Source organism: Bacillus sp. AFS098217, from assembly GCF_002551815.1.
Taxonomy (GTDB): Bacteria; Bacillota; Bacilli; order Bacillales; family Bacillaceae_G; genus Bacillus_A.
On record NZ_NVPR01000032.1, the window covers coordinates 67,056 to 93,430 of the forward strand.

At 36.6% G+C, this 26,375-nt stretch carries 32 protein-coding genes, 1 pseudogene and 1 riboswitch; of the genes and pseudogenes, 11 read left to right on the forward strand and 22 right to left on the reverse strand.

Features of this window, described 5'->3' with window-relative positions; genetic code table 11:
* Positions 1 to 12 precede the first annotated feature (12 nt).
* From deoB to spoIIM, 6 genes are all read right to left on the reverse strand, one after another.
* Positions 13 to 1,197 carry a phosphopentomutase gene (gene deoB / locus COO03_RS08430; RefSeq protein ID WP_097896746.1) on the reverse strand — a complete coding sequence of 395 codons (1,185 nt, stop codon included), beginning with the start codon at positions 1,195 to 1,197 and terminating at the stop codon, positions 13 to 15.
* 364 nt (positions 1,198 to 1,561) lie between these two features.
* Positions 1,562 to 2,299: a FixH family protein gene (locus COO03_RS08435; protein ID WP_141523171.1), complete on the reverse strand. Its 738-nt coding sequence runs from the start codon at positions 2,297 to 2,299 to the stop codon at positions 1,562 to 1,564.
* A 440-nt stretch (positions 2,300 to 2,739) separates the two neighbouring features.
* Positions 2,740 to 3,630, reverse strand: a complete 891-nt coding sequence (xerD, locus tag COO03_RS08445) for a site-specific tyrosine recombinase XerD (protein ID WP_097896748.1) — start codon at positions 3,628 to 3,630, stop codon at positions 2,740 to 2,742.
* 6 nt (positions 3,631 to 3,636) lie between these two features.
* A complete protein-coding gene (locus tag COO03_RS08450) occupies positions 3,637 to 3,867 on the reverse strand; it encodes a YqzK family protein (RefSeq protein WP_141523172.1) in 231 nt (76 codons plus the stop codon).
* Between the two features lie 103 nt (positions 3,868 to 3,970).
* Positions 3,971 to 4,426 (reverse strand): ferric iron uptake transcriptional regulator, encoded by a 456-nt coding sequence (fur, locus tag COO03_RS08455; protein ID WP_097896750.1) that lies wholly within the window; start codon positions 4,424 to 4,426, stop codon positions 3,971 to 3,973.
* Positions 4,427 to 4,533: 107 nt separating this feature from the next.
* On the reverse strand, positions 4,534 to 5,181 hold the full coding sequence (spoIIM, locus tag COO03_RS08460) for a stage II sporulation protein M (protein ID WP_097896751.1): 648 nt from the start codon (positions 5,179 to 5,181) through the stop codon (positions 4,534 to 4,536).
* A 125-nt stretch (positions 5,182 to 5,306) separates the two neighbouring features.
* On the opposite strand from spoIIM, the gene COO03_RS08465 reads away from it, so the two are divergent.
* The gene (locus COO03_RS08465) at positions 5,307 to 5,858 is read left to right on the forward strand and encodes a GNAT family N-acetyltransferase (RefSeq protein WP_097896752.1); all 552 of its coding nucleotides are present in this window, start codon (positions 5,307 to 5,309) and stop codon (positions 5,856 to 5,858) included.
* Between the two features lie 22 nt (positions 5,859 to 5,880).
* Here COO03_RS08465 and COO03_RS08470 read toward each other — a convergent pair whose 3' ends face one another.
* Positions 5,881 to 6,420: an NUDIX hydrolase gene (locus COO03_RS08470; protein WP_097896753.1), complete on the reverse strand. Its 540-nt coding sequence runs from the start codon at positions 6,418 to 6,420 to the stop codon at positions 5,881 to 5,883.
* 74 nt (positions 6,421 to 6,494) lie between these two features.
* On the opposite strand from COO03_RS08470, the gene mciZ reads away from it, so the two are divergent.
* Together mciZ and COO03_RS08480 are read left to right on the forward strand one after the other, a co-directional pair.
* Positions 6,495 to 6,629: a Z-ring formation inhibitor MciZ gene (mciZ, locus tag COO03_RS08475; protein WP_097896754.1), complete on the forward strand. Its 135-nt coding sequence runs from the start codon at positions 6,495 to 6,497 to the stop codon at positions 6,627 to 6,629.
* 128 nt (positions 6,630 to 6,757) lie between these two features.
* Positions 6,758 to 7,672, forward strand: a complete 915-nt coding sequence (locus COO03_RS08480) for an aldo/keto reductase (protein WP_097896755.1) — start codon at positions 6,758 to 6,760, stop codon at positions 7,670 to 7,672.
* A 31-nt stretch (positions 7,673 to 7,703) separates the two neighbouring features.
* On the opposite strand, the gene COO03_RS08485 is transcribed toward COO03_RS08480, so the two are convergent.
* The 4 genes from COO03_RS08485 to COO03_RS08500 form a co-directional block, all read right to left on the reverse strand.
* Positions 7,704 to 8,531 (reverse strand): aldo/keto reductase, encoded by an 828-nt coding sequence (locus COO03_RS08485; protein ID WP_097896756.1) that lies wholly within the window; start codon positions 8,529 to 8,531, stop codon positions 7,704 to 7,706.
* Between the two features lie 228 nt (positions 8,532 to 8,759).
* Positions 8,760 to 9,263 (reverse strand): DNA topology modulation protein, encoded by a 504-nt coding sequence (locus COO03_RS08490; RefSeq protein ID WP_097896757.1) that lies wholly within the window; start codon positions 9,261 to 9,263, stop codon positions 8,760 to 8,762.
* A 34-nt stretch (positions 9,264 to 9,297) separates the two neighbouring features.
* Complete coding sequence (locus COO03_RS08495) at positions 9,298 to 9,822, reverse strand: GrpB family protein (protein ID WP_097896758.1); 525 nt, start codon at positions 9,820 to 9,822, stop codon at positions 9,298 to 9,300.
* 69 nt (positions 9,823 to 9,891) lie between these two features.
* Positions 9,892 to 10,143, reverse strand: a complete 252-nt coding sequence (locus COO03_RS08500) for a YqkE family protein (protein ID WP_097897053.1) — start codon at positions 10,141 to 10,143, stop codon at positions 9,892 to 9,894.
* 155 nt (positions 10,144 to 10,298) lie between these two features.
* Between COO03_RS08500 and COO03_RS08505 the strand changes: the two genes are divergently transcribed.
* Entirely contained in the window at positions 10,299 to 10,742 is a 444-nt protein-coding gene (locus tag COO03_RS08505) for a ferritin-like domain-containing protein (RefSeq protein WP_097896759.1), read from the forward strand.
* A gap of 103 nt (positions 10,743 to 10,845) precedes the next feature.
* On the opposite strand, the gene COO03_RS08510 is transcribed toward COO03_RS08505, so the two are convergent.
* Complete coding sequence (locus COO03_RS08510; RefSeq protein WP_097896760.1) at positions 10,846 to 11,322, reverse strand: ribbon-helix-helix domain-containing protein; 477 nt, start codon at positions 11,320 to 11,322, stop codon at positions 10,846 to 10,848.
* 132 nt (positions 11,323 to 11,454) lie between these two features.
* On the opposite strand from COO03_RS08510, the gene COO03_RS08515 reads away from it, so the two are divergent.
* Positions 11,455 to 12,456, forward strand: a complete 1,002-nt coding sequence (locus COO03_RS08515) for an alpha/beta fold hydrolase (RefSeq protein ID WP_097896761.1) — start codon at positions 11,455 to 11,457, stop codon at positions 12,454 to 12,456.
* Positions 12,457 to 12,667: 211 nt separating this feature from the next.
* On the opposite strand, the gene COO03_RS08520 is transcribed toward COO03_RS08515, so the two are convergent.
* Positions 12,668 to 13,594, reverse strand: a complete 927-nt coding sequence (locus COO03_RS08520) for a LacI family DNA-binding transcriptional regulator (protein ID WP_097896762.1) — start codon at positions 13,592 to 13,594, stop codon at positions 12,668 to 12,670.
* A gap of 112 nt (positions 13,595 to 13,706) precedes the next feature.
* Positions 13,707 to 14,183: a GNAT family N-acetyltransferase gene (locus tag COO03_RS08525; RefSeq protein WP_097896763.1), complete on the reverse strand. Its 477-nt coding sequence runs from the start codon at positions 14,181 to 14,183 to the stop codon at positions 13,707 to 13,709.
* Between the two features lie 86 nt (positions 14,184 to 14,269).
* Between COO03_RS08525 and COO03_RS08530 the strand changes: the two genes are divergently transcribed.
* Complete coding sequence (locus COO03_RS08530) at positions 14,270 to 15,193, forward strand: alpha/beta hydrolase (protein WP_097896764.1); 924 nt, start codon at positions 14,270 to 14,272, stop codon at positions 15,191 to 15,193.
* Between the two features lie 16 nt (positions 15,194 to 15,209).
* Here the strand turns inward: COO03_RS08530 and COO03_RS08535 are convergent, their stop codons facing one another.
* Positions 15,210 to 15,455 carry a DUF2552 family protein gene (locus tag COO03_RS08535; RefSeq protein WP_097896765.1) on the reverse strand — a complete coding sequence of 82 codons (246 nt, stop codon included), beginning with the start codon at positions 15,453 to 15,455 and terminating at the stop codon, positions 15,210 to 15,212.
* Positions 15,456 to 15,558: 103 nt separating this feature from the next.
* On the opposite strand from COO03_RS08535, the pseudogene COO03_RS08540 reads away from it, so the two are divergent.
* From COO03_RS08540 to ribH, 5 genes and pseudogenes are all read left to right on the forward strand, one after another.
* Positions 15,559 to 15,800 (forward strand): annotated as a pseudogene (locus tag COO03_RS08540) (CDGSH iron-sulfur domain-containing protein).
* A gap of 192 nt (positions 15,801 to 15,992) precedes the next feature.
* Positions 15,993 to 16,137, forward strand: a riboswitch (FMN riboswitch).
* A 306-nt stretch (positions 16,138 to 16,443) separates the two neighbouring features.
* The gene (gene ribD, locus COO03_RS08545) at positions 16,444 to 17,556 is read left to right on the forward strand and encodes a bifunctional diaminohydroxyphosphoribosylaminopyrimidine deaminase/5-amino-6-(5-phosphoribosylamino)uracil reductase RibD (RefSeq protein WP_097896766.1); all 1,113 of its coding nucleotides are present in this window, start codon (positions 16,444 to 16,446) and stop codon (positions 17,554 to 17,556) included.
* Positions 17,538 to 18,182 carry a riboflavin synthase gene (gene ribE, locus COO03_RS08550; RefSeq protein WP_097896767.1) on the forward strand — a complete coding sequence of 215 codons (645 nt, stop codon included), beginning with the start codon at positions 17,538 to 17,540 and terminating at the stop codon, positions 18,180 to 18,182. The genes ribD and ribE overlap by 19 nt, the downstream gene beginning before the upstream one ends.
* 12 nt (positions 18,183 to 18,194) lie before the next feature.
* Complete coding sequence (locus COO03_RS08555; protein ID WP_097896768.1) at positions 18,195 to 19,388, forward strand: bifunctional 3,4-dihydroxy-2-butanone-4-phosphate synthase/GTP cyclohydrolase II; 1,194 nt, start codon at positions 18,195 to 18,197, stop codon at positions 19,386 to 19,388.
* Positions 19,389 to 19,420: 32 nt separating this feature from the next.
* The gene (ribH, locus tag COO03_RS08560) at positions 19,421 to 19,882 is read left to right on the forward strand and encodes a 6,7-dimethyl-8-ribityllumazine synthase (protein WP_097896769.1); all 462 of its coding nucleotides are present in this window, start codon (positions 19,421 to 19,423) and stop codon (positions 19,880 to 19,882) included.
* A gap of 141 nt (positions 19,883 to 20,023) precedes the next feature.
* Here the strand turns inward: ribH and COO03_RS08565 are convergent, their stop codons facing one another.
* The 7 genes from COO03_RS08565 to bioA form a co-directional block, all read right to left on the reverse strand.
* Entirely contained in the window at positions 20,024 to 20,344 is a 321-nt protein-coding gene (locus tag COO03_RS08565; RefSeq protein ID WP_097896770.1) for a hypothetical protein, read from the reverse strand.
* A gap of 177 nt (positions 20,345 to 20,521) precedes the next feature.
* Complete coding sequence (gene bioB, locus COO03_RS08570) at positions 20,522 to 21,520, reverse strand: biotin synthase BioB (RefSeq protein WP_097896771.1); 999 nt, start codon at positions 21,518 to 21,520, stop codon at positions 20,522 to 20,524.
* On the reverse strand, positions 21,474 to 22,331 hold the full coding sequence (bioC, locus tag COO03_RS08575) for a malonyl-ACP O-methyltransferase BioC (protein ID WP_097896772.1): 858 nt from the start codon (positions 22,329 to 22,331) through the stop codon (positions 21,474 to 21,476). Before bioC ends, bioB begins: the two co-directional genes overlap by 47 nt.
* Positions 22,297 to 23,037: an alpha/beta fold hydrolase gene (locus COO03_RS08580; protein WP_097896773.1), complete on the reverse strand. Its 741-nt coding sequence runs from the start codon at positions 23,035 to 23,037 to the stop codon at positions 22,297 to 22,299. Before COO03_RS08580 ends, bioC begins: the two co-directional genes overlap by 35 nt.
* Entirely contained in the window at positions 23,034 to 24,221 is a 1,188-nt protein-coding gene (gene bioF / locus COO03_RS08585; protein ID WP_097896774.1) for an 8-amino-7-oxononanoate synthase, read from the reverse strand. The genes COO03_RS08580 and bioF overlap by 4 nt, the downstream gene beginning before the upstream one ends.
* Complete coding sequence (gene bioD, locus COO03_RS08590; protein ID WP_097896775.1) at positions 24,187 to 24,915, reverse strand: dethiobiotin synthase; 729 nt, start codon at positions 24,913 to 24,915, stop codon at positions 24,187 to 24,189. Before bioD ends, bioF begins: the two co-directional genes overlap by 35 nt.
* Complete coding sequence (gene bioA, locus COO03_RS08595; protein ID WP_141523174.1) at positions 24,915 to 26,348, reverse strand: adenosylmethionine--8-amino-7-oxononanoate transaminase; 1,434 nt, start codon at positions 26,346 to 26,348, stop codon at positions 24,915 to 24,917. Before bioA ends, bioD begins: the two co-directional genes overlap by 1 nt.
* Between the last annotated feature and the right edge of the window lie 27 nt (positions 26,349 to 26,375).

A 26,375-nucleotide genomic window follows, 5' to 3' on the forward strand; every position in this document is an offset into this window, starting at 1 on the left:
TCATTTTCCCCCTTATTTTTTTAAGTCATTTAAGAAACTTGTTCCGTATTCTGGCATTGTTACACCAAAGTTTTCTGCTACAGTTGCACCAATATCAGCAAATGTTTTGCGAAGTGGTAATTCTTGTCCGCCATCTTTCATGCTTGGACTGTATACTAATAATGGTACATATTCACGCGTATGGTCTGTACCATGGTGAATTGGATCATTACCATGATCTGCTGTAATAACTAATAAGTCATCTTCTTTTAGTTTTTCAAATACTTCTGGAAGACGTGCATCATATTCTTGTAGTGCTTCTCCGTATCCTTGAGGATCGCGGCGGTGACCGAACATTGCATCAAAATCAACTAAGTTTACGAAGCTAATACCTGTAAAGTCCATATTTAATGTATCTACAAGCTTGTCCATTCCATCCATATTAGATTTTGTGCGAAGAGATTCTGTTACGCCTTCTCCATCGTAAATATCAGAGATTTTACCAATTGCAATTACATCATAATCGCTATCTTTTAATTCGTTCATTACTGTACGACCAAATGGTTTTAATGCATAGTCATGACGATTTGGTGTACGTGTAAAGTTTCCAGGCTCCCCAACGAATGGACGAGCAATAACGCGACCTACCATATATTTTTCATCCAGTGTTAGTTCACGTGCAATTTTACAAATGTTATATAACTCTTCAAGTGGTACCACTTCTTCATGAGCTGCGATTTGTAATACGCTATCAGCAGAAGTATACACGATTAAAGAACCTGTCTCCATTTGTTCTTGACCAAGCTCATCAAGAATAGCAGTGCCAGAAGCAGGTTTATTACCGATAATTTTACGTCCTGTTTTTTCTTCTAACTCATCAAGTAATTCTTTTGGGAACCCTTCTGGGAACACTTGGAATGGTGTATCAATGTAAAGGCCCATGATTTCCCAGTGACCTGTCATTGTATCTTTCCCAGTAGATTTCTCTTGCATTTTTGTATAATAACCAAGTGGTTTCTCTACTTTAGAAATTCCTTTCATTTCACGGATATTACCAAGACCTAATTTCATCATGTTTGGCATTTGTAATCCGTTCATATGTTCAGCAATATGCCCAAGTGTGTCAGAACCTAAATCACCAAATTTTTCAGCATCCGGTGCTTCTCCAATTCCTACAGAGTCCATTACGACTAGGAAAATACGTTTATATTTATTCATAACTACACCCTCCTATATGTTCAGTTCCACTTCTTGTAGTATGTTCAAAACGCTGTAAAGTGAAACTGCTATTAGTGAGAATTCTCTTTATTTCCCACTAACGAAAAATACTTCTTTTAGTTATTCTTCAACCTTCTTCGCCTTACTTTCAAGCGAAGTGAAAATTTCCTGGTTTTTCTAAGTCAGATGTCAGACATCTGATACAGGTATCATAACATGTTTACGCTTTCTTTTTAATACATTTTCGTAGAAATTCTTATTTTCTTCACACTTTCTATTGTAATCCATTCTGCAGAGAAGCGCTAATAAAATTATGACTTATTTCGTAATATTAAAATAAAAAACAGCTCTAAAGAGCTGCTTTTTATTTTACTTCTACTGTTTCTTCTTTATGTTCGTGAAGTTCGCCTTTTTTCACATGAACTTTTACTTTATAAGTACCAGCTTCTTTAAACGTATGTTTACTTTCATACTCGCCTTTGTTACCTTCTTTAGCTGGAATAAACTCATGCTTTTCAACGCCATCTTTCCAAATTTCAAGCTGTACTTCTGCACCAGTTAACGCTTCCTCTTTTTGTTTCAAATGAACTTTCATTGTTGATTCAGCATTTACTTTTATATCACCAGCCATAAGGTGAATCATTGTATCACTCTTATGATCACCGTGCCCTGCCTCATGACCACTTTCTTTCTTTGTATCCTCAACTTTTGCATTTCCTACAGCAACTTTTACTTCTGGCATCACATGCATTTCACGTGCGTTTGTATGTGCAATGATATGGTATACACCGTCAGATGGGAATGTTTTCTCAACTGCATAAACACCTTTTCCTTTATGTTTACCGTCTAACATTTCATGCTTCTCTTCACCATCTTTCCAAATTTCAAACTTCACATCGTCAGCATCCGTTACTTTTTCTTTTCCTTGTGTAACAAGTGCCTGTACTTCTGTTTTTTCATTTGGCTTAATTTCTTTCGGATTTGTTTGAACTGCTACTTTAACTTCTTCAATCTTGTCTTTTTTCGTTGATTCTTCTTTCTTTGTATTACAGCCAGCCAATGCTAGCATTGCGATAAATAAAGTAATTACAAGTTTTTTCATATTTATTTCCTCCTTCATACTTTACTTAGTATAGAGGAAATGCCTGGCCATATTCTAGCCTTCTGCTGAAAACAATGTACGAAATGTTTGTGAAGTTTTTGTGAAGTGCTCATTTTTATTTTCAAAATGCATTCTATAATTACTATATAAATCCATTNNGAAAAAGGCCCTGACCGCCTGATGCTCTCTCCCACCTAAAAAGAAGGGTTTTATGTCGGTTTTTTAATTGATGGATATATAAATTCGTTTACTAATTAACTCTGGCAATATATATCCATTTTGATTTTCCAACATATAAGTCGCGGCTATGAAGAACAAAAGGGGACCGCTGCTTATTTTCTCTCTTTGTTTTCGTTTGGCATGGAGCAGGGAAAGAAAGGTTTTATATCGTTTTTTCAATTTGTACTTATATAGATAAAAAAATAAAAAGAGCATAATATTTATGCTCTCGGGTGAAACTGTTTATATACATCTTTTAATCTCGTTTTTGAAACATGTGTATAGATTTGTGTTGTGGAAATATCAGCATGTCCAAGCATTTCTTGTACAGCACGCAAATCTGCCCCATTTTCCAATAAATGCGTAGCAAAAGAATGACGCAACGTATGCGGTGTAAGTTCTTTTTCAATATTCGCTTCTTTTGCTAATCGTTTTAAAATTTTCCAAAAACCTTGACGAGATAAACGATTACCATGATGGTTCAAAAAGAGTGCATCCACTGTTTTTTTTCCCATCAACTCTTTTCTTCCTTTTTCAATATAGCGCTGAATTGCCTCTGTAGCTAAACTTCCTAGCGGGATAATTCTTTCTTTATTTCCTTTTCCCATGCAGCGAACAAATCCCATCGTTAAATGAACATCCTCTAAATTTAGTGCGATTAATTCTGAAACACGGAGCCCTGTTGCGTACAATAATTCTAACATTGCCTTATCTCGAACACCGAATGCATTTATCACTTTTGGTGTTTGAAGTAATGCTTCTACCTCACTTACTGATAATACTTTCGGTAATTTCCGTTCTCCTTGTGGTGTTTCAATATGTACAGATGGATCATGCTCAACAATCCGTTCACGAAGTAAAAATTGATGAAATGAACGGATAGATGCAATATGACGTGCTAATGTTTTTGAAGATTTCCCATTTTCTTTTAAATACTGCAAAAAATTAACAATGTGTATCCGCGTCACTTCATGAAATGTTTTTGTTTGCTCCACATTTTGTAAATACTTCACATAACTTTTTAAATCTCGTTCATAGGATACAACTGTATTTTTTGCCAGCCCTTTTTCAACAATCATATAATGAATAAAATCTTTTAATTGATCTTCCAATCTACACTACTCCCCATTTTCATAGAAAAAAATCATTCTATTTACGAAAGCATCCTTTGCTGGTTCCTCATTCCCTGATACTTTTTCTACTGTCTCTTCTTTTGGTTTTTCATAACGGTGGTAACTTTCATATTCTTCATTTATCCATAGTATAGCGAAATAAAACAAAATCGTACAACTTGTAAATAATAAAAATACTTTCACTCCATCATAAGTTAATTTCAAAGCTCGGCGCATTGTAAATTCCTCCAAAGTATATGTTATTACAACATATGCCAAGCTTTCAGTGATTTATACCTCATTCAAATAAAAAACCTCTTCCTAGCTAGATAGGAAAAGGTTATTTTTCATTCGTTTCATTTTCTTGACAATTTTTACAAATCCCATGGAAAGTTAAACGATGATCTTTCACCTTAAAGCTCCAGTCTCGCTCTACTTTTTTCTCCACTTCACCAAGTAAATCTTCTTGTATTTCTTGTACAGCACCGCATTTTGTACAAATTAAATGATGATGGAAACGCTGTGCACCTTCTTGACGTAAGTCATAGCGTGAAACACCGTCTCCGAAGTTAATCTTATCGACAACTTTTAACTCAGATAATAACTCTAAAGTTCGATAGACGGTTGCTAATCCGATCTCTGGCGACTTTTCTTTTACAAGGAGGTAAACATCTTCTGCACTTAAATGATCTTCTTCATTTTCCAGCAGCACACGAACTGTTGCTTCACGTTGTGGTGTCAATTTATAGCTCGCTGCATGCAATTGCTTCTTAATTCGTTCAATTCTCTCTTCCATTCGGTACTACTCCCTCCTCGCCACTCTTACACCATTATATCAAAAGAAGGGCTTCTGTCAAAAGAAAAAATAATCAAAATAAGTTGATAATCATTCTCATATAGTATTTATTTTTTATTGATAACCTCCACGACTTCTTTCATTAAGACTGGCGACGCATATGCTTCAATACTAGAAGCGATCGCTAATATCGCACCAATAATAAGAAAAAAGCAAGTGTAGCGGATTAATAACGGTAGTAGTGGCTCGTTAATTTTTCGAATAAATTGATGCCTAATCATTCGTAAAGAAAAACTTGCAGCAATTGTTGTCATTACAAGAAACGCTGGAATAATGATTAAATTTTGTGGTAATACAGAGACAAATGCTAATAATAATCCATTCCAGCCATGCTGACTTACTAAAAAACCAACTGTAAATCCAACAACGACTCCTTTTAAAAATAATAAAATAAAAATAAGTGGTAATCCAATAATAGAAATCCCTAACAGCCAAATAAATCCAATGTATTTTAATTGTGAAAAGTAACTTTCTCGAAACATTTCACCTGCAATTGCAAACTCGCCTTTGGAAACTTGTCCAAAAAAACGACTTAAGTAAAAGGATAAATCTTGCTTTTGATTCACCTGCAAACTATTTACAAGAATTGCCCCAAATACTACACCCATCAGTAGTAAAACAGAAACAAATATGTAAAGTGAAGAATTTTCTTGTATATGAGAAATTACACGGTCTTGCCAAGTTTTTCGCAACATTTTTCTTCCCTCCGTTCACACTCTTACTAAAATGTATGAAGGAAAGAAAAAAAGTATGATTAATTAAGATTGAAATTCCGCTCCACTTTGCTAAACTTAAAAGTAGAGAATAGGAGGGATTTCGTTTGAAACCATTATTATTAGATTTTCCAACATTATTTCAAACTGAACGTCTGCAAGTACGTAAACCATTTCCAGGTGATGGAACAGAGATGTATGAAGCAATTCAAGCTTCTTTAGAAGACTTACTACCATGGATGCCAATTACATCCGAAACTGAAGAAAGCGCTGAAGAAATCGTTCGAGAAGCTCACGGACAGTTTTTACTTCGTGAAACATTAGCTTTTCACTTATATGATAAAGTGTCTGGTACATTTATCGGAGCCCTTACTCTTCAACCAGAGAACTGGGATATTCCAAAGTTTTCACTTCATTTCTGGTTACATAGCGCTTATACAAAACAAGGATATATGACAGAAGCTGTGAAAGGTGCCGTTCAGTTTGCTTTTGATAAGCTTGGCGCTAGACGAATTGAGATTCGCTGCGATGCTACAAATGCGAATGCATGTGCCTTAGCAGAACGCCTTGAATTTATTTTAGAAGGTACACTTGAAAATGATTTTCTTGCACCTGACGGCAGCTTACGTGATACACGCGTATATGCTAAAATTAATTAAAACACTCGCCTTAGGCGAGTGTTTATTTTTGTAATTGTAAGTATTGCACAGCAAACATTGTCTTTGCGTCATGAATACGTTGATTTTGCATAAGTGAAATCGCTTCTTCTAATGACACTTCCATTAATTCCACAAATTCATCCTCATCTAAAGCTGCTTTATTTTCTTTTTTCTTTAGTCCTGTTGCTTTGTATACATATAAAATTTCATCAGCAAAACCTGGTGATGTGTAAAAAGATGTGATGAATTCCATTTTCTCACATACGTAACCAGTTTCTTCTTCTAATTCACGGACTGCTGTTATTTCTGGTTTTTCTCCAGGCTCTAATTTCCCAGCCGGAATTTCCACAATCTCTTTTTCAAGTGCCTTACGATACTGTTCAACAAGCACAATCTTTCCTTCATCTGTAACAGCAATAATAGCAACTGCACCAGGATGATTTACAATTTCACGTTTACTCACTTCTCCATTTGGTAATACTACTTCATCAACACGAACTTTAATAACTTTCCCATCAAAAATCGGTTCAGTTGCCACAGTTCTCTCTGCAAGATTACTCACACTATTTCATCTCCCTGTTCTATTTCCTAATGGTTCTTCATACATTTTACCACACTGAAAGGAGCGTGATAAAAATGAAAGTATATATTTTACCAAATCGTATCACGTTAGTCGGAAAAGCTTGGCAAATTCGTAATAAGCTAAAACAATATGGAAAAGAATACGAAACGGTACAAGACTGGATTACCGCAAACAAAAAAATAAAGTGAGTTTTAATCAGTAAGTACTTTCTCCATCTCCTGCTAAATTATGAAGCCTCTCAATCGTACTTTTACAAACAGTAAACGTTTGTCAATCTTCTCCCACTTTCGTACAATACAAGCAAGGAGGTTGACCAATGAAAAAACGACAATTAGGAAGTTCAGATTTATATATTACAGAAATGGGCCTCGGTTGTATGTCTCTTGGTACTAATGAAGGTGAAGCAATTCGCATCATCCATGAAGCAATTGATCTAGGAATCAATTTTATTGATACGGCAGATTTATACGATTATGGACTAAATGAAGAATTCGTTGGAAAAGCTCTTAAAGGAAAACGCGACAAAATTGTTCTGACAACGAAAGTGGGAAACCGCTGGACAGAAGAAAAGAACGGTTGGTCTTGGGATCCTTCCAAAACTTATATAAAAGCAGAAGTAAAAGAAAGCTTACGCCGCTTGCAAACAGATTATATTGATTTATACCAATTACACGGCGGGACAATCCAAGATTCTATTGATGAAACGATTGAAGCATTTGAAGAGTTAAAACAAGAAGGTATCATTCGTCATTACGGCATTTCTTCTATTCGCCCAAATGTCATTCGTGAATATGCAAAACGTTCTAACATCGTTAGTGTATTAATGGAGTACAGTCTATTAAATCGTAGACCAGAAGAATGGTTTTCGCTGCTTCAGGAACATCAAATTAGCATAATTGCGCGAGGGCCACTTGCGAAAGGTTTATTAACTGACAACAATGAAAGAAAGATAGAAAAGGTGAAAGAAAAAGATTATCTTTCTTATTCTTATAACGAGTTAATAAAAACATTAGCTACTGTAAAAGAGATTATAAAGGAACGTTCATTAACCGAAACAGCTCTTCGCTATTGTTTACATGACCCAGTTGTTGCTGCTGTTATTCCTGGCGCTAGCTCCATCCAGCAATTGCGAGAAAATGTACAAGCTAACAATCAATCTCCGTTAACGACTGAAGAATATAAACAAATTCAAGCAGCTGTTAAATATGATACATACACATTGCACCGTTAAAAAAACGCTACCATTTTCGGTAGCGTTTTTTTTACATAGTATCGTATTTATCAGGATTTGTTCCAACATGCAAATTACGATTCAGTGTGTCAATTCGCTTCATTTCTTCTTCTGTTAATGAGAAATCAAAAATAGTAAAATTCTCCTTAATACGAGATGGTGTAACGGATTTAGGAATCGTCACTATTCCGCTTTGAATATCCCATCTTAATATAACTTGCGCAGGTGTTTTTTCATACTTGCTAGCGATTTCCTGAATAATTGGATGCTGGAATACTTCGCCCCCTCTCATTAACGGGCTCCAGGCTTCCATTTGAATTTGTTGATTTTGACAAAAATCACGTAATTCAAACTGCGCAAGCATTGGATGAAGTTCCACTTGGTTTACCATTGGCTTCACATTGCAATTCGGCAGGAGCTGCTCTAAATGATGCTGATGAAAATTAGAGACACCAATCGCACGTACTTTTCCCTCTTCATATAACTTCTCTAAAGCACGATATGTATCTACATATTTCCCTCTTATCGGCCAATGAATTAAATATAAATCCACATAATCCATTTGTAATTTCTTCAAACTTTTTTCAAATGCTTGAAGTGTCGTCTCATATCCTTGATCGTCATTCCATACTTTTGTCGTAATAAATAATTCCTCACGTGCAATTCCGGATTCACGAATCGCTTCTCCGACACCGCTTTCATTTTCATATACAGTCGCTGTATCAATAGAACGATATCCAACTTCTAAAGCTGTTTTTACCGCTTGCTTTACTTCTTCACCTTCTTTTGCTTTATAAACACCTAAACCAATCATCGGCATTTTCACACCATTATGAAGTGTAGTTGTTGGAATATACATGATAGTCCGTTCCTCCTTCTGCTCTCCTGCAAATTTTATAGACAAATGCTACGAAATTTTTATAACCATCAACTTTATTTGAACAAGATTCACGAAAAAAGTCAAAAAATATATACAGTTTACATAATAATTTTATAAAGTGGAACTTCTATCAGGCTTTTACTGGCAATTATCCCTACCTCTCTGTATCTTAAGCTTGAAGTCTTACAACCCGCAAATAGCGGAGTCTTATAACTTCTGTAAAAATCCTTCTACTTCAGCTGCAGATTTAAAAATAATAATGTTTTTCTCAGTAGAAACAGCCTGCAATTTTTCTAAAATAGTAGGCCGCTTCACCTTCGGATACGTCCATACCCATTTCAAAAACTCAAAATCTAATTGCTCATCGCATCCTTCTCCCATATCAGGACGCGTTTGATTATGATATTGTATTCTTCTTTTTACTACACGATATAAGCATTGTATTCTTGGAAGATCAATAAAGATGATTGTATCGGCGGCCTCTACTCGTATATCCATTGTAAAACCATAATTTCCATCGATAATCCAGGCATCTTGCGTTACTAAGCCTTTTTGCACTTGTATTTGTTCCTCACGACTTGCTAGCTCCCAGCCCGCTTTCCAATAAAGAGCATCAAGATGATGTACAGGAATTTGTAATTTTTCTCCTAATCGTCGTGAAAAGGTTGATTTCCCGACCCCTCCAGAACCAATAATCATAATCTTTCTCATCTCTTCTCCCCCTTCTACTAAAAATAACGCGTGCTTACTTGCCTGCGTTATTTTCTAGCCATTCTTTTGCTTTCTCATCAATATCACGCACAAAATCATTCTTTCCTTCCGTATACTGATCTCCATCATATGTAAACTTTTCTGCCAACTCTTTCTTTAATGTTGCATAAGCTTCTGCTTCTTCACAGTTCGCCATCATGTAATCACGAAACGCTAAATGACGTGTAATTTCTGAATTTCCTGTTTCAAATACATGTAAATGATAGGAACGTTTTTCTTCCGTTCCATGAATAAAAAAACGGCGACCCGAAATGCCATTTTCACCTTTTACAATATAACCAAGTTCTTCAAAACGCTCATCCCAACTATCAACTCTCTCAATATCTCCTACTTCCATAATCATATCAACAATGGGCTTTGCTGCAAGTCCCGGTACTGATGTACTACCAATATGATGTATTTTCACTGGTTCTGGCATTGCTACTTTTAACCTCTTTGCTTCTATTTGAAACTTCTCAACCCAATGGTTTTCATATGGAACCACTACAATTTTTCTCATCCCAATTCCCCTTTTCTTATCAAATCGTTAAAAAAATCATCAGGACAATACCACTGATGATTTTTTATATTATTTAAAGTCTTTCCAAGTAAGATTACTTTCACTTAATAGTTCTTCAAATGATTTATTCTTTTCACGTTCTCTTTGCTCTTTACGCTTTCTTTCTTGTTCTTCTATTTCTTTTTGCTCTGCTCTTACTTGTAATTCTTTCTTCTTGCTTTTCAATTGATTCATTAGTGATGCATTCAATTGATCACCAATTGTAATGGAATCCTTCTCCGTCTGATTCATTTGCGTTTGTCTTTGTTTCTTTTTCTTCATATCTTGCTCACCTTTTACTTTTTTCTCCATTATAAGGGAAATTCCATATCCTAGACAATAAAAATTCAATTGATCCTAAAATACATTCTAGAGGATATGCACCCAGTATTTTAATTTTCCATAGGATATCTAAGCATAAACTGGGAGGTAAACAAATGGATTCCTATTCAAATGATTACAATTTGATATACAGACAAAATGAAAAGCTAATTCGTGATATTGAAAAAGCCATTAACGGAGAGTATAGTGCAATACATTGCTATGCTAAATTAGCTAATTTAGCTCCACAAGGTAGTGAACGCGATCAAATTCTTGAAATCCGACAAGACGAAATAAAACATTTTCAACAATTTGTACAGATTTATATTCGTTTAACCGGTAGACAACCTCAGCCAAAAATCACTGAACCATGTCCAGATTCTTATGTAAGTGGATTAGAATTTGCAATACAAGATGAGCAACGAACCGTTGATTTTTACTTAAAAATCGCAGATGATACTACAGATCAATACATTAAAGAGGTATTTCGTAGAACGGCAGCCGATGAACAAAATCATGCCGTTTGGTTTCTATATTATTTTGTTAAAACAAAAGGATAAAATAAATCGAGATTTAAACACCGTTTACCCCAACATTTTTTCATTCATACTAGCTAACAAAGAAAGGATACATACTCTGATATCAAGAATTGTATCCTTTCTTTTATTTATCTGGATACGATTCATCACTCACTTCGTATCTTTGTAAAAATTCTTTCAACGCTTCTTCTACAATTCGAGACTTATGAACTCCTTTTGCAACAGATACAATATCTAAACGTTCTAAAACTTCCGTACATATAGAGAAAGTACGTTTCTTCTTTTCTGTACAATTCTCTGGCGTTAAAAGAATACATCCTTCTCTTTTTTGTAACAATTCATAAATACTTTGTAATTGTTCATAAATTAATACTTGATAATCTATTTTTACATATTGAAGCGCTACGGCTTCTTGAAGATATAAATGCCGAGGCTCTTCTCCCTCTCCAATGAATATTCGTTTCTTTTGTTCACCATCATATTCATATCCGAGCATTCTAAGTTTTTTCGACAATGTATACGGGCTCATTTCAAGGCGTTTTGCAATAATAGCGAGTGATTCACGTTTATTTAAGCGATCTATAATTTCTCCAATCGTCACTTTCTTCCCCCTTTCCCGAGCTCGTATGCTTGAAATACAGCTAGTATGTTATGATACAATGATTTTCTAACAGTATATGCAAAATTGAGAGCCTGTGCGATACATACCATTTAAGAAAAGGAGGTTTTTCATATGCTTTTTCGTAGCCGCACTCCACAATTTCACAACGAAAATATGCAACCGATTCCGAATAGCATCGCTACGATAGAAAGCGTTATGATTAACGGTCGTAAACAATCCTTACTTATACGTGGTCAAGACGTGAATCAACCTATTTTATTCTGTTGTCACGGCGGCCCTGGTATGGCACAAATCGGATTCATTCGCCACTTTCAAAAAGACTTAGAAAAACATTTTGTCGTTATCAATTGGGATCAACGTGGAGCAGGAAAATCCTTTTCATTACAAGATATTCAAGCTCCTTTCACAATTGAACAATTCGTTTCAGATACATGTGAAGTCATCCAATACCTTCTTTCTCGCTTTAAAAAGCAGAAATTATTCTTTGCTGGACATTCATGGGGGAGTATTCTCGGCTTAAAAATTGCAAATACATACCCAGAATACATCGAAGCCTACATTGGCATTGGTCAAATTGTACATATGAAACAAAACGAGGAACTATTGTACCAACACTTAATTCATTCCGCAAAAAAACACGGTCACACACGTGCATTAGCTTCACTCACGAAACTAGGGAAACCACCTTTTCTAGATATGAAGCGTCTTATTATTCAAAGAAGATGGCTTAGTACATTTGGAGGTGCAGTTCAAAATGGATCCTCGTTTTCTTTTATTCGCAAAGGCTTACTTTCTTCAGAATATACGTGGCTAGACTGGCTAAAATTTCTCGCAGGAAACATGAAGTCTGGAACATTATGGGAAGAAATGCTTACGGTGGATTTCTTTTCTACCATTTCAAGCCTTTCTGTACCTGTTTATTTCTGTTCTGGACGCTTTGATTATCAAACTCCTTATGCACTTGTCCAGCAATATTGCGATATGATTGAAGCGCCCATAAAAAAAATGATTTGGTTCCCCAATTCCGCTCACTCTCCAAATTTGGAAGAGCCTGAACTGTTCGCAGAATCTTTAAGCTCTATAAAACAAGAGTTATCTTTTTCACATAGATAACAAGCGGTGCTCCTTTTACATTTTATAATGATGCGTCGCAACTTCACTCGGTTAGTGAACAGATCTCTCCGTAAAAGATTGTACAACCAGAATAAAGATTAGGACGCTGTACTCATCGCAATAGCAGTGATGTTACTGCTTAGTTTGTAGCGTGTCCGAGTCACCGTTGCGATTACATGATAAAAAAGGTGCGTTTACTGAACGCACCTTTTTACTTTGTAGATTCTCTCTCAACAAATACAAACTCTGTTTCTAATGCTTCTTGTTGTACGTGTTTCTTTTTTATTTTTCCGACTAACTGCCGTAATGCCAATATCCCTTTCTTTTCACAAGAGCTTTCAATTGTTGTCAATGACGGAGTAACCCATTCCCCTTGTAAACTCCCTTTAAATCCAACAACTTGCAACTGCTTTGGTATATCGATACCAAGAGCAATTGCCGCCCGAATAGCCGAAATTGCGACTATATCACTTGAAGCTACAATTCCATCTATGTAAGGATACTTTCGTAACAGTTCAATGAGCTGATTTTCTTCGCATCCCTTGAGACTTGCTTCTCGATAAGCAAGTTCTTCTTCCCAAACAGTATCTAAAAAACCAGATACATGTTCTTCCATTTCTTCATCTTCTGTCTCTTCTCCAATATAAACAAGAAAATGACAACCCTTTTCTTTTAGCAAAATTACAGCTTTTCTAGCACTTTCGTAATAATCCAAAGGAGATACTCTTTCGTCAAGTACAACAAATGGAATCGATAGTTTTCCCAGGTGCCGAAATACATCGCGCGTCATAATAGCACCAGCAATATCATTTTGCATCAGTATATCTATATATTCATTCTTACTTTCTATATTACAAACAATAATTTGATAGCCTTCTTTATATGCAGCTTCCTCTATTGAACGAAGCAAAGTTATGTATGATGGATCACGTAAATTTGGTACGAGTATAGCAATCATTGTTGAGGACTTTTTAAATAATGCTTTTGCTACCCCATTCGGTCTATAGTGTAATTCCTCAATTGCTTGCTTTACTTGTTTTACTGTATCTTCATGAACATACCCTTTTTCATTAATTACTCGTGAAACGGTTGCGACTGAAACACCAGCCAATTTTGCAACATCACGTATGGTTGCCACATCGTCACCCCTTAATATGGTACTAGCTTACAATTTTAAACTAAAACAAAATATGACATTCGTCAAGTTAATTATTTTATATTTCTGAAAATTGTTACATAAAATAAACTTTTTACAACTTACATTCTAGTTGGATTTCATGCAAGATTTCGATGTTATCATAGCCAACAAATGGAATTTCTTTCTTTATTTTTCGTGCCTCTTTCACAGCATCAATATACAAATTTGTCATTGTAAAATCACGCTTCTGATAAAAACGAAGTGCATTTGTATTGTCATTTGTAGTAATTAACCATACCTTTTTACAACATTGTTCCCGAGCCATCTCAATTACACACTCTACAAGCTTTGTTCCAATTCCTTTCTTTTCTTCAAGGCTATCCAATGATACAATCTCACAAATACTCTCTGTTAATTCGAAGGTTATAATTCCTACTATTCTGTTATTTTCAACTGCAACAAAACCATGTAATTCGTCTAAGCGATGAGCTCTTCCCCTTGAAACCATCAGTGTACTTCCCCAATTCTCACACATAAACAGCCGAATTGTTTCTCTCATTTCTTCTGTAATTTTTTGTATGTAAACCATGCTCTACTTCTCCCCTTTTTCCATCATTGTGATACAATATAAGTGTATCACAATGATGGAAAGGTATTTGGAGGATGAGGTAAGGTATGAAACGTTTTTTCACAGCATTACTCACTATACTAGGTGCGTTAATTGGCATTGGGATTTTCTTTACCAATAAAGTAATGTATTTAAAGAAAAAAACAGAGGAAGAAATTTTAGAGCGTGAAACGAAAAAACATTTTCGTTTAGAAGATTTTAACGCGGTTCCAAAAGAAGAAATTCACATTCCTTCTCAATTTGGATATGATATTCACGGATATTACATTCCTGCTGGTCATTCCAATAAATTTATGATTTTTTGTCACGGTGTAACTGTAAACAAAATAAACTCTGTCAAATATGCAAACTTATTTTTAAGTAGAGGATATAACGTATTTATTTATGATCATCGTCGCCACGGTAAAACAGGTGGTAAAACGACGAGCTATGGTTATTATGAAAAACACGATTTAAAGTCTGTAGTTGACTGGCTAAAAAATCGCTTTGGAAAAGACATTATCTTAGGTATTCATGGCGAGTCGATGGGAGCTGCAACACTTCTTCAATATGCAGGACTCGTAGAAGACGGCGCCGATTTCTATATTGCAGATTGTCCTTTCTCTGATTTTTACGGGCAGCTACAACACCGTTTAAAGGCTGAATTCTATTTACCAAAATGGCCATTATTGCCTTTAGCAAATGCATTTTTAAAAGTTCGTGATGGCTATACGATACGTGAAGTTTCACCAATTGATTGTATAAAGAATATAAACAATCCCGTTCTCTTTATTCATAGTAAAGACGATGATTACATTTTATGCGATATGACAAAAGCACTCTATGAAGCAAAAGAAAACAATAAGCAACTCTATATTGCAGAGCATGGTGCACACGCTTGCTCTTACAATGAAAACAAACAAGAATACGAAGCTGCAATCGATCAATTTTTAGGAACATATGTAAAAGAAACAAAAAACAGGCTTGCATAAGCCTGTTTTTTTCATGTTACTGCGCTAAAACATCTGTAACTTGTTCCATATTTTCCGCAATCCACTTCACTGCCTCATCAAGCGTTGGGAACTCCGTCGTTTGAAAGGTTACCTCGTCTTGAAGCAGCCACACATCTTTCTGTTCTTGTCCCACACCTGCAATCGACCAATGAAGTAAACTGTATGGATGGTTATCATTCAAAAATGATGCCCAAGTGCGCTCATTTGCGATATTTTGTAGTGTAAGTAATTGTTTATCCATGTTTCGTCACCTTACTATAGTCAATTATAAACGTTATTATAACACTCTCCTCTGCTTGAGACAAAGAGAGGTTTTTTTATTGTCAAGTTTCCCCTCCAATTATATGATAGACTTAAGCGTTTGGAAGGAGGGATAAAGTTGGCAAAAGTACAAATTAAAGTGAATGATAATGGCTCGTTTCGCATTACAGGGGATGTGGAATTAGTTGATTCACAAGGGAATGTATTCCCAGCAAAACCTGCATTTTCTTTATGTCGCTGCGGTTTATCAAAAAACATGCCTTATTGCGATGCTTCACATAAGGGGAAATTTGAATCTATCGTTCGCGCTCCAGAAACAAAATAACTATTAAGAAGCATGTACATTCATTTGTGCATGCTTTATATATGTCCCGTAGCGGACAATATTTCCTACTAAATATTGTTTTCCTTCTCTCATCTATCAATGGTTTTTCCGCCCTTCATTTTCATACAATTCTTCACATTCAAATATTTTTTGCTATCCTTTTTTCTTTTTTGTGCTATAATGTGAGCAAACAGCATCCTTCGGGGTCGGGTGAAATTCCCAACCGGCGGTGATGAAGTGCACACTTCTAAGTCCGTGACCCGTTTTCAAATTTGGAAACGGTGGATCTAGTGAAACTCTAGGGCCGACAGTATAGTCTGGATGGGAGAAGGATATGTTTTCTAGTGCTTATATATAGCGAATACACTCTTATTTTGGCATACACATTTTTAAAGATTCTCTTTACTGTATATGTTTTATTTCATATACCTATGTTTTTATGCTGAAATAAAAAGATACGACTAGCGTATGAAAAATTGATAGTTTGCTAGGCTTCTTTCTAATGCAAAAATATCAAGCATCGTTAGGTTTCTTTCCTATACTTTCGTATTCGAACTATATTTCTAGAAATCACGTCTCCCAAACCCCAAGGATAATAATATCCTTGGGGTTTTTTGATTTTTTCTTAGGAGAGGTGAAGAGAATGACAGACCAAGAATATATGAGGATTGCCCTACAGTTAGCACAAAGTACTATGGGGCAAACGAGTCCAAATCCAATGGTCGGTGCTGTTGTTGTAAAAGATGGAAACATCGTCGGAATGGGTGCCCATCTCCGTGCAGGTGAAGAGCATGCAGAGGTTCATGCCCTTCAAATGGCAGGTGATCAGGCGTATGGCGCTACTGTATACGTAACCCTTGAGCCATGCAGTCATTTTGGAAAAACACCGCCATGCTGTGAGTTGCTCATTGAGAAGCAAGTAAAACGTGTTGTAATTGCTTCTCTCGATTCCAATCCACTTGTTTCAGGTAATGGCAAAAAACGGTTACAGGATGCAGGGATCCATATAACGACTGGTGTTCTTGAAGAGGAAGCCCTCTCATTAAACCGATACTTTTTTCACTACATGAAAACAAAACAGCCATTTGTAACAATAAAGACCGCAATGAGTTTGGATGGGAAAATAGCGACCGTTACTGGAGAAAGTAAATGGATTACAGGTGAAAAAGCTCGTAAGGACGTTCATCAATACCGTCATACACACGATGCCATTCTTGTTGGCGTAAATACTGTGATAACCGATAATCCACATTTAACAACCAGGCTTCCAAACGGTGGACAAAATCCGATTCGAATTATTTTAGATACACATTTACGAGTTCCGCATTCCTCTCATGTCATTACTGATGGGTTAGCGCCAACATGGATCATTGTTGGAAAAGATGTAAAAAAAGAAAAAATAGATGCTTATGAATCTCAAAATGTATCTGTATTTCAGATGAAAAAGAGTCAAATTGAAGTACGGGACCTCCTCTCTCTTCTTGGAGAGAAGCAAATTCTTTCACTCTTTATTGAGGGGGGACAATCGGTCCATGCAAGCTTTTTAGAAGCTAAATGCTTCAATGAAATCGTGACCTATATAAGTCCAAAATTAATTGGTGGAAAAGATGCACCAACTTGGTTTGGTGGTACTGGTTTTATAAAACTGCAAGATGCACTTTCCTTAGAAATTCAAGAGATGAAACAAATTGGCGATGATATAAAAATCATTGCAAGTAAGCGAAGTGAGGTGCCTACATGTTTACAGGGATTGTAGAAGAGCTAGGAACTGTTTCGAATATAAAGCAAAGCGGAGAAGCAATGGAACTAACCATCCATGCAAATTCGATTTTATCCGACGTCAAACTAGGTGATAGTATCGCTGTTAACGGAATCTGTTTAACCGTTACTTCTTTTACCGCATCTTCTTTTACTGTTGATGCCATGCCTGAAACAATGAAATCAACGTCACTTTGTATGCTAAAGCCTCTTTCTAAAGCGAATTTAGAACGAGCAATGGCTGCAAACGGACGCTTTGGTGGGCACTTTGTCACAGGTCATATTGATGGAGTCGGTACCATTGTAAGTAAAAAACAGCACTTCAATGCTATATATTACAAAATTGGAATTCCAAATGATTTACTCCGGTATTGTTTACAAAAAGGATCTGTGGCTGTTGATGGTACAAGTTTAACAATATTTGATATAGATGAATCTTCCATTACAATCTCACTCATCCCGCACACAGTAAGCGAATCTATTATTGGCGAAAAGGTAGCTGGAGATATTGTGAACATTGAATGTGACATGATTGGAAAATATATCGAGCATTTTATTTCAAAGCCAGCAAAGCGAGATAGTTCAGTTACAGAAAGTTTTTTACAAGAAAACGGATTTCTATAAGGGGGATACACAATGTTTCATCGGATTGAAGAAGCACTAGAAGATTTAAAACAAGGAAAAGTCGTTATTGTATGTGATGATGAAAACCGCGAAAACGAAGGCGATTTTATTGCTTTAGCAGAGTACATTACACCAGAAACAATTAATTTTATGATTACACATGGCCGTGGTCTCGTCTGTGTACCAATTACGGAGCAATATGCAGAGCGCTTACAACTAGAGCCTATGGTGTCCCATAATACAGATTCTCATCATACTGCGTTCACAGTAAGCATTGATCATATTTCTACAACAACAGGCATTAGTGCCCATGAACGTGCGGCAACTGTGCGCGAATTATTAAATCCAGCATCTAAAGGAAGCGACTTTAATCGCCCTGGGCATATCTTTCCGTTAATTGCAAAAGATGGTGGCGTTCTTCGGCGCGCAGGACATACCGAAGCGGCTGTTGATTTAGCGAAATTGTGCGGTGCAGAACCGGCGGGTGTCATTTGTGAAATCATAAATGAAGACGGTACAATGGCGCGTGTTGCTGATCTGTTCCAAGTTGCAAAACAATTTGATATTAAAATGATTACCATTGAAGATTTAATCGCCTATCGCCGCCATCATGAAACGCTCGTAACAAGAGAGGTTGAAATTACATTACCAACAGATTTCGGTACGTTTCATGCAATCGGCTACTCTAATTCATTAGATCAAAAAGAACATATCGCTCTTGTAAAAGGAGAGATTTCAACAGATGAACCCGTTCTCGTACGCGTTCATTCCGAATGCTTAACTGGCGATGTTTTCGGCTCATGCCGCTGCGATTGTGGCCCACAACTTCATGCTGCTCTTGCTCAAATTGAACGTGAAGGAAAAGGTGTTCTTCTTTATATGAGGCAAGAAGGCCGCGGAATTGGGCTACTCAATAAACTCCGTGCATACAAGTTACAAGAAAAAGGACTAGATACTGTGGAGGCAAATGAAAAGCTAGGTTTTCCAGCAGATCTTCGCGATTACGGCATTGGTGCACAAATTTTAAAGGAGCTAGGTTTACAAAAGCTGCGACTATTAACGAATAATCCAAGAAAAATTGCTGGCTTGCAAGGTTATGAATTAGAAGTTGTTGAACGCGTACCATTGCAAATGCCCACAAAAGAAGAAAACAAAACATATTTACAAACAAAAGTAAAAAAATTAGGTCACTTATTAAACCTATAATCTATTCATTATAATTAAAGGAGAGATATCTTATGGTATTCGAAGGTCATTTAGTTGGTACAGGATTAAAAGTCGGAGTTGTTGTTGGACGTTTTAATGAATTTATTACGAGTAAACTATTAGGCGGTGCATTAGATGGATTAAAGCGCCATGGTGTAGAAGAAAACGACATTGATATCGCATGGGTTCCAGGTGCATTTGAAATTCCATTAATCGCTAAAAAGATGGCAAATAGCGGCAAATACGATGCAGTCATTACACTTGGTACAGTAATTCGTGGTGCTACATCGCATTATGATTATGTTTGTAATGAAGTAGCAAAAGGTGTTGCATCTCTATCACTGCAAACAGGAATTCCGGTTATCTTTGGTGTATTAACAACTGAGACAATTGAACAAGCGATCGAACGTGCAGGTACAAAAGCAGGAAATAAAGGATACGAATCTGCAGTTGCCGCTATTGAAATGGCACATTTATCAAAACAATGGGCTTAAAGTGAAACTTTAATCAGTCTCGATTTCTTCATTCTCACTGATTATTAGTCCTCATCAATCGAGCTTTACGGGTCGTTCATCCCCCACCTAGCCTTTACTTTCACTAAATGTTATTGTGGGGGTATGACTGCCCATAAATTGTTATTTCTTCACTTTTTTCCGCACATCTTTTATCAATTCATCCATCGTTTTACCCTCTGTTTTAATACGAAGATTTTGGGCGATTTTCCAAACATTTTCTCTCTTCTTTTCTTCCTCTACAATATGAATTTCTTTCCGCACTTCCTTTAAGTCTTTTCCCTCAGTCTCAATACCAAAATGTTCCGCTTTTGTTCGAAAATGTTGTTCTATTCTTTGTTGCATTTCTTTCTGTTCAGGATTTTTTGCTGCTTTCACTGGATCAGCACTAATTGCTTTTAATAAAATAAGAAGAGTCATAATAGCTAGTATATATTTATGCATGTAAGATCCTCCAACCCAATATGAATTACACTTTTACTATGTACAATTACAGGTTGGAAAATTCGTCCACACATTTTATATTTTTTAGGAAAACTCGCTTCCATAAAGGCTTCTAAGCATTTTATTACAGTTTATTTACAAAAAAACAAGCCCGGCAAGGAGCTTGTTTTTCACATTTTATAATGCACATTCCTCAATTTCAAATCCTAAATCTTCAATCATACCCCAGTCTGCTGTTGGCTCTTGACCAGCTGTTGTTAAATAATCACCAACAAAGATTGAATTTGCTGCGAATAAACCAAGAGGCTGTGCAGAACGCAAATTAATTTCGCGACCACCAGAAATTCGAATTTCTTTTGACGGATTCACAAAGCGCATCATCGCTAACACTTTTAAGCATTCTACTGGCGTTAATTCCTTCTGTCCTTCAAGCGGCGTCCCTTTTACAGCAACAAGGAAGTTGCATGGAATAGAATCCGCATCTAAACGTTGTAATTCAAATGCAATTTCAACACGCTGTTCTGGCGTTTCTCCCATTCCAAAGATTGCACCAGAACATGGAGAAATACCAGCTTGCTTCGCTTTTTCTACTGTATCCACGCGATCACCATACGTATGTGTTGAACAAATGCTATCGTAATTGTTTGCATGTGTGTTTAAGTTATGGTTATAACGATGAACACCTGCTTCTGCTAAGCGTCCTGCTTGATCCTCATTTAAAAATCCTAAGCAGCAGCAAATTTTTAAATCTGTTGTTTCCCTGATTTCTTTTACTGCTCCAATCACATGATTTACTTCTTTATCCGTTGGACGACGTCCGGATGCAACAATGCAATAAGTGCCCGCCTTACGACGAACTGCTTCGTGTGCTCCTTCAACAATTTTTTCTTGTGTTAACCATGCATACTTATCGATTGGAGCTTCTGAAACGATAGACTGCGAACAGTACCCACAATCTTCTGGACATAATCCAGATTTCGTATTAATAATCATATTTAATTTCACTTTTTTACCAAAATGGTGATGGCGAATGATATAAGCTGCATTCATAATTTCTAATACTTCTGTATCATCGGTTTCTAAAATCGCTATCGCTTCCTCTTTCGTTATATGTCTACCCTCTACTACTTCAGATGCAATTTGTTTCCAATCTGTTCTTGTTTGTACTTGTTTCATTCTTTCTCTTCCCCTCTTTTTCAATATAGGCAAATAAAGCATGATACGTTGCCACAATCTCCCCTTCTTCCGTGAAATCTCTTTCGTATATACGAATCATTGTTCGAAAGATAGAAGGACTTTGACAATAAGATTCTTCATTGCTATTCGTCGCGCCTACTTTCCGAATGGACTGCAGAAACTCCCGAACTTCAGCAAATTTTTCTATGTAACATGTTTCAGAAACATGAACATCCCCTGTTCCAATCTCACATACATCTTGCAACTGTTCTGTTGTTAAAAAGCGTTGTCCAACAGAGACACTGTTTTGTATATTTCTTTCTTCTTTAGCACGTTGAAATGCTGCATGAAGCTCTTGAAACGTTTGATTTCCAAACGTTGAAAACAATAGCAAACCACCATTGGACAAATAACGATATAAATTTTCGAGCGTTGCTTGTAAATCATTTAACCATTGAAATGTTGCATTTGAAATAATGACATCATACGATTCATCTACTATAAGATTTTCAATGTCTTCACACCGAAATGTAACAGCATCCACATGACGTCTTGTTTTTGCAACAGCAATCATACTTTCAGCGAAATCAATAGCTGTAATATGAGCTTTTGGAAATGAAATCGCTAGCTGTTCTGTTACATACCCTGTCCCGCATCCCAGCTCTAAAATACGGATTGAAGACATCTCGTTATACTGTTCCTTTAGCCTAGAGAGTAAGTAATGAGCCATCTTTTTTTGGACATTTGCATGTTGATCATAGGATACAGCTGCTCCATTAAATCGTTTCTGTAGTAACGTTTTGTTGATCATTTTGTATCCCCTCTACAAACTTGTTAATTTCATTTGCGCAATATTCAAAATTCGTTATGCAAAGTGCATGCCCCGCTCCATCTATGACTCTGAGTGTTGCATTCGTATTCTCTTGTATATAATAAGCGGCGGAAAGTGGACATATCGTATCCTTTTCTCCATGAAGAAGTAATAGCGGCCTCTTTAGGTGCTCCAATTGACTTCTCATATCCGTCTCTATTAAATAATCAAGCCCAAGCTGCAAAGATTCGGTGGAATCGCCTAGAAAACGCTCTGCAATACTTTCAAATTTTTCTCTATCACGCATCTCTTGCTTTGCAAACATACTTGTATAGAAGCGCTTCAATGTATCATCTTTTCGCTTTGTCAAATTTCTTTTCATTCGTTCTACAAAAGAACTGTTCCATCCACTCGTATAGTCTTCAGCTACTGTAAACTTAGCTGTACCACCTATTAAAACCATTCCTTTCGTTCGTACTTGTTTGCAAGCTTGAAGAACAGCCAATGCGCCGAGTGACCAGCCAACTAAAACCACCTCTTGTCCAGCTGCCCCCTCTATCACTCGCTCTACAAAATCGCGATCTGTTTTCATATTACGCCATGAAATAACTTGAACAGAATAGTCTTGAAAGTATGAGAATAACGCAGCATATACCTCTTCTTCCATGCCCCATCCAGGAATAAAAATAAGCTTCAGCTGTTTCATACCAAGATCCCCTCTTCTTTACCAATTCGAGTAATCTGCTCAATAGCCCATTCCAAATCAGACTTTAAGTGCTGAGAGGTAACAGCAAATCGAATTCGCGAACTATTTTGCGGAACTGTTGGTGGCCGAATTGCAATCGCTGCAATACCGACTTCCTGTAATTTCTCACTAAAACGCATCACAGTTTCATTCGATCTCGCAATAACAGGGATGATATGTGTTGAACTATCACCAATGTTAAAGCCTGCTTCTTGCAAAGCATTGCGGAAATATGTTCCGTTTTCTAAAAGTTGAAATCGTATCTTCTCATCTTCTTTAACAATTTCAATTGCCCTCTTCATTGCACCGAGTGTTCCTGGTGGTAAAGCGGTGGTAAAAATAAAGCTTCTCATCATATTCTTCATATAATCCATACAAATGGCATCTCCTGCCAAATATGCACCATAACACCCTAATGCCTTACTAAACGTTCCCATATGAATGTCAATTCCCTCAGAAAGCCCTTGTTCCATATGTGCTAAACCAGCGCCCTCTTTCCCGTATATTCCACCTGCATGTGCTTCATCAACCATGAGAAGTGCTCCATACTTTTCTTTTAGCATGATTAACTCCTTCAGGTGTGCAACGTCACCATCCATGCTAAAAATTGTGTCTGTTACAATTAATTTTCGTTTTGTAAGTGGTGCGATTCGTAATAATTTCTCTAAATGTTCCAAATCATTATGACGATACCTTTTATGTTCTGCGCCACTAAGTACAATCCCATCAACAATACTTGCATGATTCAACTTATCACTAAAAACAATGTCGTGACGACCCACTAAAGAAGAAATTGCCCCAACATTTGCAGTATATCCACTATTCACAATTATTGCTTTTTCAGTTTCTTTCCAATTACATATACTCGTTTCAACCTCTGCATATAATGGATGATTCCCTACGACAAGACGTGATGCCGTTGCTCCAGTGCCATATCGATTTGTCGCTATAATAGCGGCCTCTTTTAACCTTTCATCTCCTGCTAACCCTAAATAATTATTCGATGCTAAATTCAACATCTTTTGACCATTTCGAATCAGCCATGTTTCTTCGGACTGCTCCGTTACATATAAACGACGATACTGTGCTCGTTCCTTTAGATTCTCTATTTTAGATTGAAGATGTGCGCGCCACGTTTGATCCATTTTGGATGAACTCCTCTAATTTTGAAATCATAATATGGTCTTTCGCTGCTTCTAATAATTCCTCGCGCGTAAACCCTTCTCTAAGCTCTGGCAGTAATCCAAGAACTGGCACACCACTTAATTCTTCAATCATCTCTTTATTTTCCTGCACTCGTTCCATCTCACATTCTTTGCAACCAGATAAAATAACACCAATAACTGTTAAACCATGTGCTTTCGCATAGGAAATCGTTAAAACAGTATGATTCACAGTCCCCAATGTCGGACGTGCCACAATAATAAGTGGTAGTTTTAATTCCTTTGCAAAATCAACAACTAAAGCATCTTCTGTGAATGGAACTGCAAGACCACCTGCTCCTTCTACAAATAAACTATCAAATTCTTCTATCAATTCATTATAATGAGATGTAATTTGTGCCAACGTTACAGTTTTTCCCGCTCGTTTCATGGCAAGTCTTGGTGCAAGAGGTTCTTCAATAGAATAAGGACAAATTCTATTAGTCTCTGTCACTACTCCTGACGCAGCTTTCAATCTAGCTGCGTCACCTTCTGGATTGGAGGCAATATGTCCACTTTGCAATGGCTTATATACTCCTATGTTATATCCACGATTTCTAAGTACTCCTGCTAAAGCACCTGTAACAACGGTTTTCCCAACTTCCGTATCCGTTGCTGTTATAAAAAAGCCGCTCATTATTCTCCCTCCGTAACATCTGCAATTGCTTGATATAAAATGCGCAACATTTCATCAATCTCATCTATCTTAGATGCTAACGGTGGCATAAATACAATTGTGTTACCGAGCGGACGTAAAATCATTCCTAGTTCTCTTGAGCGTTTACAAACTTCCATACCTACTCGCTCATTCCAATCAAATGGCTGTTTCGTTTCCTTATTTTTCACCAATTCAATACCAATCATCAATCCACACTGACGAATATCTCCAACATGCTTGTATTCATACAGTCCTTCCAATTTTTTTGCTACATGGTCCGCTTTATATGCAACATCTTTTACTAGATTTGTTTTTTCATAAAGTTCTAAATTCGCAATCGCCACAGCGCACCCTAATGGATTACCTGTATAACTATGACCATGGAAAAATGTTTTTTGCTCTTCATAGTCACCTAAAAAAGCATTATAAATTTCATCTGTTGTCACAGTAATAGCCAATGGCAAATAACCACCTGTTAATCCTTTTCCAGCTGTTAAAATGTCAGGTGTAACCCCTTCATGTTCACAAGCAAACATTTTCCCTGTACGGCCAAATCCTGTCGCTACTTCATCTGTAATGAATAAAACATTATATGTTGTACATAGATCGCGAAGGCCTTTCAAATATCCTTTTGGCATTGTAATCATGCCACCAGCACCTTGCATTAATGGCTCTACAATGATTGCTGCAATCTCTTCATGCTTTTCTTTCAATAGTGCTTCCATTTCTTCCAAATGCTTTTGAACAATTTGTTCTTTGTCATCTCCATAAGGAGAACGATATGTATATGGATAAGGCATTTTTATCGCATCGAATAAGAGCGAACTATACACTTGATGAAACAAATCAATCGCTCCTACTGAAACCGCCCCAATTGTATCTCCGTGGTATGCTTCTTTTAATGTAACAAACTTTTGTTTTTCAGGTTTCCCTTTATGCTGCCAATATTGAAAAGCCATCTTAATCGCAATTTCAACAGCTGTAGAACCAGAATCTGAATAGAATACTTTTTTCAAACCTTCTGGAACAACATCAATGATCTTTTCTGCAAGTAAAATAGATGGTACATTAGCAAGTCCTAACATAGTAGAATGGGCAACCTTATTTAATTGTTCACGGATTGCCTCATCTAATTCTGGAACATGATGGCCATGAACATTGAGCCAAATCGATGAAACGCCATCCCAATAACCATTGCCATTTACATCATATAGTTTACGTCCTTCTCCTCGTTCAATAATAACGGGATCTTCCGCTAAGTAATCTTTCATTTGTGTAAATGGATGCCATACATACGCTTTATTCTTTTCTGCTAAATCTTCATATGTATAAGTTACTCTTTTACTTGTATTACTACTAACAGTCACAATTGTCACCCCTAATGTTAACTTTAATATAAATATAGTTAACATTAAAACCGGAACACTGTCAATTATTTT